Below are 14,920 nucleotides of genomic sequence, written 5' to 3' on the forward strand. Positions count from 1 at the left end.
TTGTATAAGCCAGCCCGCTCAGGGCGCACTAAAAATATAAGCGATAATGCTCAAGGCACACTAAAAATTCACTCTTCTTCCCCGCGATAAGATGTCCATTCTTTCATGGTGTGGAGAGTGTGTGGTCGGCGGCCGCAGGCGCCGACCACACACTCTCCACACTCCCAACCCGGCGCCGCAGGCGCCACAGAAGAACATGAAAAAGTCTTGCGATAAGAACTAATGTTCTTTACTTTTTGTATTTGCTCTGTTAAAATGTGGTCAGGACCTTATATGAAGTAGAAGTACTACTGCTTTTTGACGATTGAAGATACGCCATGTGGCGCAAGGAGGCAAAGTGAATAATATGGAGAGTGCGCGCTCCAATTCTGGGAGCTATGTCTTGAGCCTGCGGGCTGTGGCAGCGAGCGACCTGCCCGTCTTCTTTGAGCAGCAACTGGACGCCGAGGCGAACCACATGGCTGCCTTTACGGCTAAAGATCCAACCAACAAAGATGCGTTCATGGAGCACTGGAGCAGGATCTTACAGAATAAGAGCGGTACCATACGCACGATCCTCATCGATGGCCAGGTGGCTGGCCACGTTTTTAGCTATCGAGATGAGGAATTGGAAGGCCCAGAGGTCAGCTATTGGATTGGTATGTCCTATTGGGGCAGAGGCGTTGCCACCAGGGCCCTGGCCGCCTTCCTTTTAGACGTGGTTAAGCAGCGCCCTCTGTATGGTCGCGCTGCTAAAGACAACATTGGTTCGCTGCGTGTCCTGGAAAAAAACGGTTTTACGCGTATTGGCGAGGGCAAAGGCTTTGCCAATGCGCGCAATGCGGAGACGGAAGAGTTTCTGCTCCGGCTAGAATAGGTACATAAACCCGCCTGGCAAGCGTTACCTGCGGTTAAAAGTTACCAGGACAGTGCTCATTATTACGTAGACGCGCCTTGGACTGGCTTTTAGGGCTGTACCACCGCGTCTACCAGGCCATCGATACCGGCGAGATTGCTGGCCAGCTCCTGGGAACGGCATAGCGCTTAGCCAGGTCGGTGACGCTTGGATAGCTAACCCAGACATGGTCGTCGTCGCTCTGCCAGACCAGCACTTTAAGCGGAAGCTCAAGCGCGATCAGTGGTGAGGCAACCATGATAGGCGTACCTGCTTTAGGATTGCCGAAGATTAACACATGGGCCTCTTGCATCTTCAAGCCAACCTGCTGTGCCTCCCAGCTATGATTGATATGGGTAAACAGGCGCATTCCATGATTTCGTATGATATCCTCCAGGCGCTCCAGCGTCTCTTCAACCGAGTGAGGGCTCGCTTTAGTGATAACACCCTCAACTGATGTTGGCGGGACCGCCTTATTTGGAGTACTCATTATGTGTTTTTCCTCTTTCATCTTCCACAAGAAGCAGAGTTCCTGCGGCAAAATCTACAAATATTTCATTGTCTATCATCATTGTACCATCCTCTACCTCGTTATATGCTGCAGGATCAGCTGTGTTTTCTTATTTTCAGGGACATGGTTCACAAAGTGCCCATGGAAAAGGTCTATCTCTATACCAATGGGCTGATAACGCCGACCAACGGGGGGCTGTTGGCGGTGCGCTGGGATGAAATCTCTCATTTATTGTCGCCCAGCGTCATGGTCAGCCACAGCGGGACCCAGATTGCATTGCCCGAGGTCACCGAAGACTTCCAGCAACTACACACCGCCATCCAACAACAGGTAGCCCTGACCCAGGCGTAGCACTGATGAGCGCTCGTCAAGGCCAGAAAAGGATCATGCCGGGGCTCCAGAAAGCCAGCTAAGAAACGCGTATGTCTCTTATGGTCGCCAGCGTGTTGTACGCAACAAGAAACACGATCTGTACGTGCGGGGCTTGCCCCCGCTTTTAATCTTTATGTTCGAAAAATCAACAAGAAAAGTATTTTGCAGCTATCTTTTTGAGCTCACAGCATTATTATTGTTGCTTTTTCAGGCAGGAACGGATGAAGCGGGGGCAAGCCCCGCACGTACTGATCTTTATTATTGTTGCTTTTGATGCATTGATTGATTCTTAGATGAAAAGTATTGTGCTCAATGCCGTAATCCTATGCCGCCTACAAGAGGATCGTTTGGCGGATGGTGTCGCTGCTGGTTCCCAGGGCTTGTAGTAGTTGCGCGATGACGCCGGTTGGTTCGTCTAGCAGGCCGAGTAATAGGTGCTCGCTCTTGATCTGGGCGCCCGGACCGTCTTGTTTCTCGGCCTCGGCCGCCGCTAGCAGTAAGCAGGCTCGACCCATGGCGCTCAGCAGGAGAACCACCGGGTGGCCTTTTTCTCCCTGCTCGGGTCTCTGTTGCAAGACCGTTTGAACGCTGGCAAAGTCTATGCCAGCTTCTTTTAGTCTTTTGCCCACCGGCCCGCGCTGCTGGAAGGTCAGGTAGGATAGCCCTAGCAACAGATGCTCTGGCCCGACCTGTTGCCCCTGCTGGAGGGCGGCGATGCGCGCCTGCTCCAGCACGATGCGCGCCTCAGCCACGAATGGGTAGATGGCCAGGATGGTCTTGTCCAGCTCGCGGCTCTGTAGTCCTTGCTCTATGATCTGTATCGGGATATCGGCAGCATCAGTATCCTCATCATTGTCTGATGTGGATAAGGTATCAGCCGTATCGTCAGCTAGCTCCAGCAGCCTGGTTTGCAGGCTATACAGGTCTACCCCCAGGCTTTTAAGCAGGCCTGCCTCAACCCCCTGCCCATCGTGGTCGCGTAGTAGAATCAGCAATAAGTGCGCGGTGCTGATCGCGCGCTGATTGAGCTGCCGGGCCTGGTTGGAGGCCAGCTCGATAGTATTTTTCAGCTGTGGGGTGAGTACTATCTCTACTGCATCACCCTTTGGGACACGCCCCAGGCTGCTCTCGATAGTTCCGCGTAGTTTATCCAGGCTGACCCCCTGCTCAGTCAACGCTCTGGCGGCCGCGCCATCGCCCGCTCCAAGCAAGCCAGCTAATAGATGATGAGACCCGATATAGTGATCTTGCCGTTGTCGAGCCTCTTTCCAGGCCAGTTGCCATGCCCGGCGGGCCGAGCGCGTGAACTGTTGCGCATAATTTTGATTGGTTGTCTGTAGCGTAGATACATGTTGCAGGAATAGCAGATAGCGGAAATCCTTGAGCCCTGGTTTGCCATCAGCTTGTAGGATCTGTACGGCCGTGCAGTCTGCCACATTCAGCATGCCCAGCAACAGATCCTCGGTTTTAATAATGATGAGTGGATGATGCCATTCACCGCTGGCTGGCTGGTTGGCATATGGTGCCATCCCCGTCTCGATTTCAAGGCCCACCACCTGTTGACCCTGTTGTTGCGCCTCTGCGCTAGCCTGGCGCACCTGTTCGATAGTCATACCCAGTGCTGCCCACTGATCTGGTAAAATCCCATCTTGCACGACACGTTGCGCCTCACTCAAGGGGACGTACTTCGTTCCAGGCATGGGTTCTGTCGTGCGTGGATGGCGCCGATCAGCTTCGGCGATAGCCAGTTTGAGGGCGCTTTGCGCGTGTGGCGTCAGCCCCAGCTCGCCCTGTACCGCATGTGGTCCGCGCCCCTTAAGCTTTTCGACCGCCTGGCGCACCTGTAACAGGGTCACCCCCTGCTCTTCCAATATCCGAGCCACCACACCCTCACGCACGCGCAACAACCCCAGCAACAAATGCTCGGTCCCGACCGCGCTATGTTGAAATTGCCGCGCCTCATCCTCTGCCAGCGCCAACGCCCTTTGAGCCTGCTCAGTATACCTATCGAGAAGATCCACATGATTCATCGAAATGTTTCTCCTTCTTACATATTATTACGGCTCACTATTCCTGGATCAGACCATGTTATGTTATAGACGTTTAAATGTATCATTATTTATAAATGAATGTAATCATAAAGAAAAATTACTTAGCAATCGGGCGCAAAAAGAAACACGATCAGTACGTGCGGGGCTTTCCTCAATGCCGTTGAGATAAGAAAAGCTCAAACATGGGGGTTATCGGATATCGGCCTGGCTTTCCGGGCCAGAGGTGGCCTCTCGACAGCATGCGGCAGATGGACATCATCGTTTCTGCGCTCAAATGATTCTGAACGACATGGATGAGGACAAGCCCCTCTACCGTTCATTGAGCAACCAGGCAGCAATAATAGCGATGCGCATAGGTTCGGCCCTCAGCGGCCGATTGCCACCCCGGTAGGGTGGCCCGGTATCCTCACCACGCCGTTGCTTGTCTCTGACACCTCGGCCCACGCGGTGCTCAAACACGGACCATCCTTTTGGGCACCACGTGGAGGAAAGGGTCATGCCACGGGGCGCCTGAGCGCAGGGATACGGGGCCGCCGGCTCTGCGGAGGGCGGCAATCGGGACAAGCCCCGAACCTATACAATTCGTTATTCTTGTTGCGTTCAATTGTTTGTCTGGTTGCTAAGCGAAACTTGACCACACCATAGCATGGATGACATTACATTCCACAGTTAAAGCTGGCTAATAAGAGAACAGCACAGGTTGATAATCATTACCATTACTATCGCAGTACATTGATAATGAAACTGTATATGGTGTGCCCTGTTTGGGTAGTGCTGAGAATGTTGCACTCCGGGGTAGCTGTTGGCCGCTATTGAAATTAATGTCTTCCGTAAATGTACCGCCATTGGCCTGGTTTTTGTCTCCCTGTAGCGACTCAAGAGATAATCCACCACGAATATTGCTGCATGTGCCATTATTCAAGATGTTAAAGTTCCAGACCATCGTCTGTGCATTTTTATCGATGTTGATGGATGTAAGCGTCACGCCAATTTTGTTGCTGCAATCCGCCAGGCAGATAAATTGATAGTTGGTTGATTGAGCATTCAGATTGGTGGTAGGTTGGGGTGTCGTGGCGGTCGTCGTGGCGCTCAACGCTGTATCTGTGGGAGTGTCTGTCGGGCCTGTGTGGGCTGGGCTGCTACCGTGGTGGGGGCAACCGTCGCGGCAGCCGTGGGCGTTGCCGCTGTCGCGACCGCAGGGGTAGGGCTCGGACGATTCAGCAGCAGGTAAACGGTGCTTGAAGCGAATATGATCAGCAGCAGAAGCCCGACCGCCATCACGATCTGCAAGCGGTAGCGCTGCCAGATGCTTTTGTTTTCGATCTTCTCAAAATTCGGCTTTTGCCACCCGTTATCGTTGTCGTACATTCAAGATCACTCCTTGGCAATCACTTTGAAAGGATGTAACTGTCATTTTTAATGACTTTGTTTCTACAGCATCAATACGCCTACAGAGGGCAAAGAACGAGCCATATTGCTGTACACTATAATAGACGTATCAGCACTCATAATTCTACCCTATTTTATAGCGAAAAGCATGCATTTAGTACAATTAGTAAAGAAATCCATTATTGTGATTGGGTGTGATCTATCTGGCCTGCCAGATCTGGACGGTGTGGTCGCTGCCCGCGGAGGCGATGCGGGAGCCGTCGGGCGACCAGGCCAGGGTCGTGACGTTATCTGAGTGTCCACGGTAGACACGGATGAGCTTGCCGCTGCCAGTTTTCCAGATGTGTACGGTGTGGTCGTTGCCGGACGAGGCGATATATTTATCATCGGGCGACCAGGCGACCGCGCGCACCTCTTTGGTATGGCCCTTGTAGCTAAAAACCAGGTCACCCGTGGCCGCTTCCCAGATCGAGACAGTCTTATCGCTTTGGGCCGCCGCCAGATATTTTGAGTTGGGCGACCAGGCTACACTATAGATGTAATGAGCATAGCCATGGCAGGTCACTTTATGCTTGCCGGTTTTGGGGTCCCAGATCTGGACGGTATTGAAACCCGTAATTGGATTTATCTTCCATTTTTTGACGTTTTTATCCGTTCCGCATGAGGCAACCGAGTGCCCATCGGGCGACCAGGCGATATCGGAGATGCTAAATGTCGAGACCAGGCCGTGGGCGTGGCCTGCATACTTCGCCTGCGTGCTGCCGGTTTCAGCATTCCAGACATGGATGGTCTGATCAATATCGTGCACACCCCAGGTCGCGGACGCGACACAGGCCCCATCGGGCGACCAGGCGACGGCATAGGTATCATTGAGCAGGTTGACTTTTTTTTGATGGTTGTAGACCACAATATCCTTACCCGTTTTAGCATCCCAGACGCGTGCAGTTTCACCCTGGCCACAGGAAGCAATCGAACGGCCATCGGGCGACCACTCCACATCCCACACATTCCAGAATTGAGGCAGGTAGGCAGTGGCGTGGCCCCGATACGTCAACACATTATGGCCGGTCGCGCTTTCCCAGATATGCACAATGCCATCTCCACCACCCGAAGCAATGTGTTTGCCATCGGGCGACCAGACGGCGGCGCTCACCCAGCGAGCATGGACATCATAGGTAAAAATCATGTCGCCAGGGCTGTATTGTTTATCTATCACCTTATCCGCTTGCTCGGATTGTGTCGTGCCAGGAAGCTTCTCTGGCTGATCTTGTAACGAGTGGATGATCTTGCGCACCCCCGAGTTGATATTCTGAAAAGCCTCATCTCGATCAGGCCAGCTAGTAACAGGTCTGGCGTTCTCTGGTAGTAAGGAAGGAGGTGTGAATGGAGTCCCCTGCAGATCAACTGGTTTCAGCAAGATTGGGGCGATCCGGGCTGTGCCTGCCGCCTGGCGCTTCAGAGCCTTTTGTAAATCAACATTGTAGCAATCATCGGAGGCTATGAAATTGGGGCTCAGCAATAAAACAAGGATGGTAGCAGCCTCAAACTGCTTACTGCGCATCTGTTTCCAGTCTATACCCGGAATCACATCTTCCGGCCACTCAATGAGTCCCTGTCTTCTCAACGGCGCCAGGTGGCGCTTTAATTCGACCAACAGCTCTCTATCTTCCGGCGCATACGAGAAAAATACAGGAATAGTTTTTGCTTGCGACAAATCGTTCTGCATATCCAGAGCTACACCTCTAAATACCTGCTAAGATTACATTCATGTAATAAGATGTAGAAATAGTAATACCAGTATAGTTCTCTCAAGCTTTAATATCAAGCGCCAAATGAGATTAGATTACACATATTTTATCCATTATCACACGAAAAATTAATAAAAACACGAATTGCATAGGTTCGGGGCTTGTCCCCGATTGCCGCCCCGGTAGGGCGGCCCGGTATCCTCACCACGCCGTTGCTTGTCTCTGACACCTCGGCCCACGCGGTGCCCAAACACGGACCCTGCTTTTGGGCACCGCGTGGAGGAAAGGGTCATGCCACGAGGCACCCCATCGCTGGGATACGGGGCCGCCGGCTCTGCGGAGGGCGGCAATCGGCCGCTGAGGGCCGAACCTATACAATTCGTGTTTTTGCTGCCTGGTTGCTCTATGGACGGTATGGGGCTTGTCCTCATCCAGGTCGTTTAGAAGCAATTATTCATCTACAGATCATCAAGAGAGTTCGTGTTGTCTTTGGCAAGCGAGTATTCGGCGGGCGCGAAGAAGACGAGGACCGAGAGGTCTTCGGTAATGCTGTGGAAGCGGTGATCGACTCCCGCTGCCACAAAGATGATCGAGCCAGCGGAGACGGGCTGGTCTTCTCCTGCGACCTGGATGGTTGCCTGTCCGCTCTGGACGATATAGACCTCATCTTCGCTATGGGGCAGCTGGGGATCAAGCGCGCCTGCGGGCAGAACGTAGAGGCCGACACTAAGCGTCGGGACGCGTAAGAACTCATTGTAGAGCTTTTGTGTGGAAGCATGCTTGGCCTGGAGTTGGGCGAGCTGAAAGATATCCATACGATCAGGTTCCTTCTCTAGCGTATTAGTGTTAATTATTGTCCTGTTAAGCGTACTGTCCAGGTTAGCCAATGTCAAGGGGCCGCTGGTGGGCGGCTTGACGTGCTCGTACCCATCTGGTAGAGTAGGTTGCATAGCAAACGGCAATCATTGCCCATTATGAAAACTTATTGTCAAGGAAGTGTATTTTCGCATGAAAACCAGCTGGGGCCTCATCCTCGCGGATATCATGCCCGCATAAGCGATCACGCCGGGCTTATGCGGGATAGCACACAGGCTGTCAAACAAGGGCTCTATTCCTGAGAGCCAGCTTGCCCTATCTCCATTTTATGGATATCCGTTGATACCTCTTTTAAACTCCAACTGAACGGCGTGTATCGCCAGGCATCTCGCGTGTATGAGATGATCCGGCGATCTGGTTTGTTGTGCGCCTTCGATCCTGTTTTTGTCCGCCTCATCTATGCGCGCGTGCGCTTACTTTATCTACCTCTGTGTTAGAGATAGTGTAGCAGGATATTCCAGTATAGCTGTCGAAGTGCACTGCCTGCTATAACGAATATTGTTTTGATCTTACTAAAGGCGCATAGAAATGCTAGATGTATATGCATTCACTTGCTCAATTCAGGAATCCTTCGCGCCTACGGATGGCGCGCAGCGCGGTCATGCTGTACTTTTTTGCGAACGGGGTCATGACCGCAACCTTTCCCGCCCGCATTCCTGAGATACAGGCCAGGCTGGCTTTATCGCCTGCTCAACTGGGATTTGCCTTGTTGGGTGCGCCGGTGGGCGCATTAATGGCGATGAATATGGTAGGCCCCGCCAGCAGGCGTTTTGGCAGTCGAGCCATTACCATCAGTGCCGCACTTTGTATGTGCCTGGCGTTGCCCCTGCTCGCCATCGTGCCCGGGCTACCCTGGTTGACGCTGGCCATGCTCTTATTGGGTGCGGGCAACGGTGGCATGGAAGTAACCATGAACCTGCAGGGAGTCACCGTCGAGCACGAATATGGCAAGCCCATACTGAGCTATTTCCATGCTTGCTTTAGCCTGGGAAGCCTGGCCGGGGCCTTCTTTGGAGGTATCATGGCTGCCGTAAAGATCAGTCCGCTCTCGCACTTTCTGATCGTCTGTTTGCTTGCCAGTGTAGCCGTTATATATAGCGCACGCTTTCTCTTATCCCCTGTCCAGGCCGGGTCCAGCAGAGAGAAGCGTCGTGCCTGGCCTCCTCAATTCTCTCTTCTACTGAGTGTATTAGGGCTGATGGCCTTCTGTGTCTTGCTTAGCGAAGGAGCAATGTTTGATTGGAGCGCGCTCTATCTATCAGGAGTTGCGCATAGTGGGGCCGCTGTGGGGGCCACGGGCTTTGCTCTATTTACATTATTCATGGCATTGGGACGTGGATTTGGCGACTATATAACGACACGCCTGGATGCGGCTCTGGTTGTGCGCCTGGCCAGTTTGCTGGCGGCCAGCGGCCTGGCTCTGGCCCTGACAATAACCCGGGTGCCAGCGGTGCTGGTAGGACTGAGCCTGGTTGGGATAGGGTTATCGATCCTGTTTCCATTGCTCGTAAGTGCCGCCGGGCGTAGTTCCCAACAGGATAAGGGTTCCAGTATCGCGCTGCTCTCAACGTGTGGCTATCTGGGGGTCTTCGTGGGTCCTCCGTGATTGGTTTCCTGGCCGATCGCTATGGACTTCGTATCGCTCTTATACTGATTGTATGTTTATGCCTCGCTGTTACATTGTGTGCTCCCTTCGTAGGCAATACCGGCACCCGTACAACTGATGGTGACTCCGAAAATCTGGAAGGAGCCTTGAAAAAACGAGGCTGAGAATATTCTTGGATCATGAAAGGAAGACGCACATGGATATCAAAGGATCGATCGCACTCGTGACCGGCGGAAATCGTGGGCTTGGAAAGACATTAGTCCAGGCGTTGCTTGACGGTGGAGCAAAGAAAGTTTATGTAGGTGCTCGTCACCTCATAGAGACCGCCGATCCCCGGCTCAAACCACTAAAGCTCGACATTACCGATCCCCAGGACATCAGCGCAGCCGCTAAAGCGTGTCAGGATGTTTCCATTCTTATCAACAATGCGGGTATATGGCGTAATAGTCCATTGATTGGAGCCTCATCAATGGATGATGCGCGTGATGAGATAGAGACGAACTATTTGGGAACACTGGCGATGTCCCGTGCATTTGCTCCTATTCTAAAGAAAAATGGCGGAGGAGCGCTGGTCAACGTGCTCTCTGTCGTCAGTTGGTTCACCAATCCGACCGCTGGCTCCTACAGTGTCTCCAAGGCCGCCGAGTGGTCAATGACAAATGGTATTCGCATGGAACTGCGAGCACAGGGAACGCTCGTCATTGGCGTGCACGCCAGTTATATCGATACCGAAATGGCGTCCAGTGTCAACGCTCCCAAGGTTCGTCCTGAAGATGTTGCCGCAGCGACCATGAAAGGCATTATCGCAGGAGATGAAGAGGTGCTTGCAGACCAGCGTAGCCGGGATATCAAGGCCGCACTTGCCACTGACCCACAGTCCCTCAATCGAGAAATGCAACGGGCCTGGGATAAGCAGCAGCGATAAATAGAGTCGCCTCATGTGCATAAAGAGAGGAGGGGATACAGCACAACAGCTGTATCCCCTCCTCTTTTTATGCACATGAGATGGAAGGTTTAGACAAATTTGAATGAGTCCAGCACGGGCTGGATATATTGTTTGGCATCGCTGTCAGCGTTGGCCTGGCTGAGTATGTAGTCCATCAAGAAGATAGCTTTACCATGCTGGACAGCCAGTACATAGATCTTGACTGGCTCCTTGGTGCCGCCACTTGTCAGATCCATGGTCGCAACCTTTTGCTGCCAGGTGTCGCCACCAACCTTAACTGTCTTGGGAGCAGAAGGATCTTCTTTATAATTGGTGCCCCCAGCTTTCACAACGGCTAATGTGGTGTCGATTTCTTTATCAATATTTGCCTGGCCATTGGCCGTTGGTGCTGTAGCAACGCTCAAAGCCTCGCCAGCATCTTTCTGAGAGCTCAATACAACTATGGTAGGTGTCTTTTTGATTTCCCAGTTGGGTTATAATTGAAAGTGAAAGACTCACCTTTATAAGCGGTGGTAGGAATAGGTGTTGGCGTTGGCGTTGGCATTTGTGTTGGTGTTGGTTTCGGGGTCGGAGCGGAACTGGCCGAAGAGCTTGGGCTGCTTGACCCACAGGCACTCATGATACCAGCAAAAAGGACAAAACAGAAGCACAGTGCGATCCAACTTGATAAACGGATTTTCTTATTTTGCATCAGGAAATTGACCTCTGCATTCATTGAGATTCTTGTCATGCTTAGATAAGCTAACAATAATATAAAGATATTGGCGCAATTATATATGCACAGGTATGAAACGTTTTAAAATGGATAAAAGTATACAAAAATTGGCATAAATTAGAGATGTTAGTTTTTGTGGTTATAAAATTAATTTGGGAACAATAGGATGAAGCAGGCATAGGGAATAAAAAAGATATACAAAGATTATCGTTGAAGTATTCTTGAATACTGAATACAAGTAGAATTGTCAATTTGAGATGTATGCAAGGAGGAAAATGATGTCAGGATGATCGGTTCTTTTTTGACAAAAACCTTGCCAGGGCACAGAAAAATTGGCTACATTAGCAAGAGAAAATAAACGGGGGATGTCCATGATTACTGTAAAGGTAGAAGGTGTCAGAAGAAATTTCATTCCTGTCAGCGCCTTCCTGTACAATGTTTTCTTGCTTGATGAAGCAGAGCGGCGCCTTCTCATATTTCCTGTTGAGCGCCATGAAGCCCTGCCTATTGTCGCGGCCCTGAACAATCTGACCATGCCACGCCCCGGCGCCATCCATTTGATGGCCGAGACACTTACCTTGCTCAACTACAAGTTGAAAGAGATACGCATAGCAAGTTATTCGAGGCTTCCCCCGCTGTATCATCTATGTGAGTGCCAACTCAGTTGGAGTTCGGGCGAGACAGTGCGCGAGCAAACGAAAAATCTGTGTGCCGGTGATGCAATCGGACTGGCCCTGCTCATGGAAGCGCCGCTTCTGGTCTCAGACGAATTGTTTAAACAGATGGGGGTACCGCTGACGGACGGGCAGACGCCTGAACTGGTCTTTGCCAGGTATTTGCTCCACCGCGAAGGGATTACCTTACCAGAAGGTAAAGAGCTCCGTCTGGGGTATAGTAAGACGCCACTCCGCGATGCACTCGTCAAAGAGGTCAAAGCCTCCCTTTCAGGCAAAGCGCCGATCTTCCCCGAGGAAGATATGGAGCAGCGCAAAAAAGAGTATCTGGCCTTCTTGCTTGGAGAGAGTGCCCATGTGTGAAACGCTGCCGAGACCCGCGATGTCGTGGCAGCGCTTTGTTACGATGGGAGCATCGAGCTGGATTACAACCGTCAAACACATTAAGATAAATATTTGAAGTAGAGTAACCAGGTCTCAAAGGTTTGAAAACCCACGGACTCATATAGGCGCACCGCGCCAGTTGGATTGATCCCATCGACACTGATGTGTGATTTGCTGACCCCTAGTGTATGGAGCGTGCGCAAATTGTGGAGGAGGAGCGCACGACCGAGGCCGAGCTTACGGTGCGCAGGGTGTGTTCCAAGAGCGGCGATAAAGCCGATAATCTCCTCGGCTCCTTCACGTTTCGATGGTTCTATTGTAGCGGTGCAATAGCTGGCCAGGGTGCCATCCGGGGCCACCGCCACGATATCCAGCTCAGAGCGATATCGTGGCTGCAGCATCTCGGTGCGTAATTCCTTCACGGTGGTTGGAGCTGCGTTCCAGTGTTCACGAAACGCCAGATTTTGCAATTCCGTATAGCTCTCAAGTTCCTCTAATGTCGCGGGGCGCAGCGTGTAGCCAGCGGGCACTTCTGGCGCTGATGGCGCCTCGTGCAGATCTTGCTTCATGGTAAAGAAATAGCGTTCACGCGTAAAGTGGTTGGCTTCAAGGAACCCAAAACGGGCTGCATGATCCGCATGTGATGCAGTATAGAGACGGCAGGTACTGCCTGCACTGTGCCGCAATGTCTGCTGTTCGGCCCATTGCAACGCACGCGCTTCGATCCCTTGCTCCCTGGCTGTCGGCCGGACATAATACCAGTAGCGGCCCTCGGTAATATTATCAACCTCACCAAAACGGAGCCGCGCAAACCCTTGGATGTGGCCACTATCCGCCAGCCATAGCTGGAAATGTTCAGTGGTTTGTGTTTCCTGGAGTGCGTGACGATGGATATCGAGATCCATGGTATCCTCAACCTCACAGGCACTCAGCAATTCATTTATCGATGTAAAATCGTCTGGTAAGGTAGCTGCACGCGAGATCATCAACAATACTTCCTTCTCTCTATACTTTTAGTTTCTGACTTGTTTGCAACGGATCTTCGACTATTTCCTGTGCGGTATTCCTTTTGCGCTGCATATAGTATCAATATACTTACAATTTGTCCGCTTTTGGCCTTGCCAATGGTTATTATGGATGAGAAATCTTCTCTGCGCATGGCGCTTTGCCTTTTCGCAGAAGATAGCACTAGAAATGGATCCAAACAGCCATCTCAGCTACCTTCATCATCAAGTAAAGCAGGCAACAATAACAATGATCCATTTTATTATCGCCTTCAGGTGCTAGAATGTTTTGCGGGCCACCTGTTGTATCTCCTGCATGCTGTGTTGCTCAAGGGCCTGGATGGCTCTGATGGTGCCCTGTTCCTGGCGCATCTGGTGGCCGATGGCGCTGGCCTGTTGTTGCATCGCGGTGTTGGCCAGGACCCTTTGGATGGTGCGTGCCAGTTTGCCGGCGGTAAGCCAGCGTCTGCGGATCGGTCTGGGGCCGGCCCCGACGTTGGCGACCAGCTTGCCCCAGAATTGCTGATCTGAGATATGGTAGACGGTGATCGAGGGGACGCCGGCGCGCAGGCTGGCGGCGCTCGTACCCGCCCCGCCGTGATGGACGATCGCGCTCATCTGTGGGAAGAGCCAGTCGTGAGGCACCCCATTGGTGATATAGATCTGTTCCGATAGTCGTTGCTCGATCAGGGTCGCTTTATCGGTCAGGATAATGCCGCGCTGGCCAGCGCGCGCGAGCGCCTTGACGGCCAGTTCCAGCGTCCTGGTGGGTCGCTGGCTGCCCATGCTGCCAAAGCCAATGTAGACAGGCGGTGGACCATCCTGTAGAAACTCAACGAGCTGCGGCTGCGGGTGCCAGTCGGGGCAGCCTCCAGATTCCAGAAGCCCGTGACCTGGATCTTTGATCCCCAGTCATGTGGTTTGGGCAGCAACAGCGGGCTATAGGCCATCATGATCAGGTCAACATGGTCAGGGAGGGTCGCGTAGAGCGATTCCTCTGGCAGTGGTGGTAGCTGGTAGAGGCGCTGGCGAGCGCTGTTGACGGCCGGGCTGAAGAGATACCAGAAGAATTTGCCGGCCCCAGGTGCGATTGCTCATTGATCACCTTCCCCACCTTCTCGGGGTGCTGCGGTAGCCAGGGCGCGGTCGGCTCTGGAAAGGCATCCGTTGGCACGAGCGAAGGCTGCAGAAAGGTCGCGACCAGGCGTCGCTGCAGCTTCTCGGCCACCGAATAAGCGATCAAAAAGCTCATATAGCTGGAAAAGATCATATCGGCATCCTGGCAGGCCTCCAGGCTGCGCTGCATATAAAGATCCATGCGTGGCGTGAGATACTGGCGCAAGCGATAGGCAAAGAGGAACGCATTAGCATTGGCATCCAGCAACTTCAGCCCCTCTGGACCCTGAAACATCGCCTGTGGATCATCATCGATCGCGTAGAAGTCGAGATCATAGTCACTGATCAGCTTCTCAAAGGCTGCGTGGGTTGCCAGGCGCACACGATGGCCAGCTTTGAGCAATTCCCGACTGAGGGCAATATAGGGCTGAACATCTCCTCGTGAACCAATCGTAATAATCGTTATATGCATATATATAAACTCCAGCACCAAAAAAATAGAGCGACATACTATTTTTCTCTCCTGTTATAGGCGAAAAATAGAAAAAGGCCATCAATAAAGAATATGTAGCTGTTCAGTATTTAGTTTCACATTCCTGTATGCCTTGAGGAGGACTACCAGGCACTACCGTTTTTGGGATCGCTGACGATGGC

Annotated in this window: 17 protein-coding genes; 6 read left to right on the forward strand and 11 right to left on the reverse strand. The window is 52.2% G+C overall.

Annotation, left to right across the window (positions count from 1 at the left end):
- Nucleotides 1–346: 346 nt before the first annotated feature.
- Nucleotides 347–856 (forward strand): GNAT family N-acetyltransferase, encoded by a 510-nt coding sequence (locus EL645_RS24285; protein WP_126554348.1) that lies wholly within the window; start codon nt 347–349, stop codon nt 854–856.
- Nucleotides 857–965: 109 nt separating this feature from the next.
- Here EL645_RS24285 and EL645_RS24290 read toward each other — a convergent pair whose 3' ends face one another.
- Nucleotides 966–1,364: a DUF302 domain-containing protein gene (locus EL645_RS24290; RefSeq protein ID WP_218031990.1), complete on the reverse strand. Its 399-nt coding sequence runs from the start codon at nt 1,362–1,364 to the stop codon at nt 966–968.
- Between the two features lie 162 nt (nt 1,365–1,526).
- On the opposite strand from EL645_RS24290, the gene EL645_RS24295 reads away from it, so the two are divergent.
- A complete protein-coding gene (locus EL645_RS24295; protein ID WP_136625280.1) occupies nt 1,527–1,736 on the forward strand; it encodes a hypothetical protein in 210 nt (69 codons plus the stop codon).
- A 353-nt stretch (nt 1,737–2,089) separates the two neighbouring features.
- On the opposite strand, the gene EL645_RS24300 is transcribed toward EL645_RS24295, so the two are convergent.
- From EL645_RS24300 to EL645_RS24315, 5 genes are all read right to left on the reverse strand, one after another.
- Nucleotides 2,090–3,787: a Clp protease N-terminal domain-containing protein gene (locus EL645_RS24300; protein ID WP_126553024.1), complete on the reverse strand. Its 1,698-nt coding sequence runs from the start codon at nt 3,785–3,787 to the stop codon at nt 2,090–2,092.
- A gap of 330 nt (nt 3,788–4,117) precedes the next feature.
- Nucleotides 4,118–4,267, reverse strand: a complete 150-nt coding sequence (locus EL645_RS39525) for a hypothetical protein (RefSeq protein WP_161977651.1) — start codon at nt 4,265–4,267, stop codon at nt 4,118–4,120.
- A gap of 220 nt (nt 4,268–4,487) precedes the next feature.
- Entirely contained in the window at nt 4,488–4,901 is a 414-nt protein-coding gene (locus EL645_RS24305) for a hypothetical protein (RefSeq protein ID WP_126553026.1), read from the reverse strand.
- A complete protein-coding gene (locus EL645_RS24310) occupies nt 4,898–5,176 on the reverse strand; it encodes a hypothetical protein (RefSeq protein ID WP_126553028.1) in 279 nt (92 codons plus the stop codon). Before EL645_RS24310 ends, EL645_RS24305 begins: the two co-directional genes overlap by 4 nt.
- A 220-nt stretch (nt 5,177–5,396) precedes the next feature.
- Nucleotides 5,397–6,923, reverse strand: a complete 1,527-nt coding sequence (locus tag EL645_RS24315) for a toll/interleukin-1 receptor domain-containing protein (protein WP_126553030.1) — start codon at nt 6,921–6,923, stop codon at nt 5,397–5,399.
- A gap of 313 nt (nt 6,924–7,236) precedes the next feature.
- On the opposite strand from EL645_RS24315, the gene EL645_RS39530 reads away from it, so the two are divergent.
- Complete coding sequence (locus EL645_RS39530; RefSeq protein ID WP_161977652.1) at nt 7,237–7,389, forward strand: hypothetical protein; 153 nt, start codon at nt 7,237–7,239, stop codon at nt 7,387–7,389.
- 14 nt (nt 7,390–7,403) lie between these two features.
- On the opposite strand, the gene EL645_RS24320 is transcribed toward EL645_RS39530, so the two are convergent.
- Nucleotides 7,404–7,760: a cupin domain-containing protein gene (locus tag EL645_RS24320; protein ID WP_126554350.1), complete on the reverse strand. Its 357-nt coding sequence runs from the start codon at nt 7,758–7,760 to the stop codon at nt 7,404–7,406.
- A 596-nt stretch (nt 7,761–8,356) separates the two neighbouring features.
- Here EL645_RS24320 and EL645_RS24325 point away from each other — a divergent pair.
- Entirely contained in the window at nt 8,357–9,427 is a 1,071-nt protein-coding gene (locus tag EL645_RS24325; protein WP_126553032.1) for an MFS transporter, read from the forward strand.
- Nucleotides 9,428–9,623: 196 nt separating this feature from the next.
- The gene (locus EL645_RS24330; protein ID WP_126553034.1) at nt 9,624–10,352 is read left to right on the forward strand and encodes an SDR family oxidoreductase; all 729 of its coding nucleotides are present in this window, start codon (nt 9,624–9,626) and stop codon (nt 10,350–10,352) included.
- Between the two features lie 89 nt (nt 10,353–10,441).
- Here EL645_RS24330 and EL645_RS24335 read toward each other — a convergent pair whose 3' ends face one another.
- Nucleotides 10,442–10,777 carry a hypothetical protein gene (locus EL645_RS24335; RefSeq protein ID WP_136625281.1) on the reverse strand — a complete coding sequence of 112 codons (336 nt, stop codon included), beginning with the start codon at nt 10,775–10,777 and terminating at the stop codon, nt 10,442–10,444.
- Between the two features lie 682 nt (nt 10,778–11,459).
- On the opposite strand from EL645_RS24335, the gene EL645_RS24345 reads away from it, so the two are divergent.
- On the forward strand, nt 11,460–12,125 hold the full coding sequence (locus EL645_RS24345; protein WP_161977653.1) for a bifunctional nuclease family protein: 666 nt from the start codon (nt 11,460–11,462) through the stop codon (nt 12,123–12,125).
- An 80-nt stretch (nt 12,126–12,205) separates the two neighbouring features.
- On the opposite strand, the gene EL645_RS24350 is transcribed toward EL645_RS24345, so the two are convergent.
- From EL645_RS24350 to EL645_RS24360, 3 genes are all read right to left on the reverse strand, one after another.
- A complete protein-coding gene (locus tag EL645_RS24350) occupies nt 12,206–13,132 on the reverse strand; it encodes a GNAT family N-acetyltransferase (protein ID WP_126553040.1) in 927 nt (308 codons plus the stop codon).
- Nucleotides 13,133–13,429: 297 nt separating this feature from the next.
- A complete protein-coding gene (locus tag EL645_RS24355; protein WP_307720587.1) occupies nt 13,430–14,062 on the reverse strand; it encodes a glycosyltransferase in 633 nt (210 codons plus the stop codon).
- A 43-nt stretch (nt 14,063–14,105) separates the two neighbouring features.
- The gene (locus EL645_RS24360; RefSeq protein ID WP_126553044.1) at nt 14,106–14,738 is read right to left on the reverse strand and encodes a glycosyltransferase; all 633 of its coding nucleotides are present in this window, start codon (nt 14,736–14,738) and stop codon (nt 14,106–14,108) included.
- Nucleotides 14,739–14,920: the final 182 nt, after the last annotated feature.

The organism is Dictyobacter kobayashii (assembly GCF_003967555.1).
In the GTDB taxonomy this organism is placed as follows: domain Bacteria; phylum Chloroflexota; class Ktedonobacteria; order Ktedonobacterales; family Ktedonobacteraceae; genus Dictyobacter; species Dictyobacter kobayashii.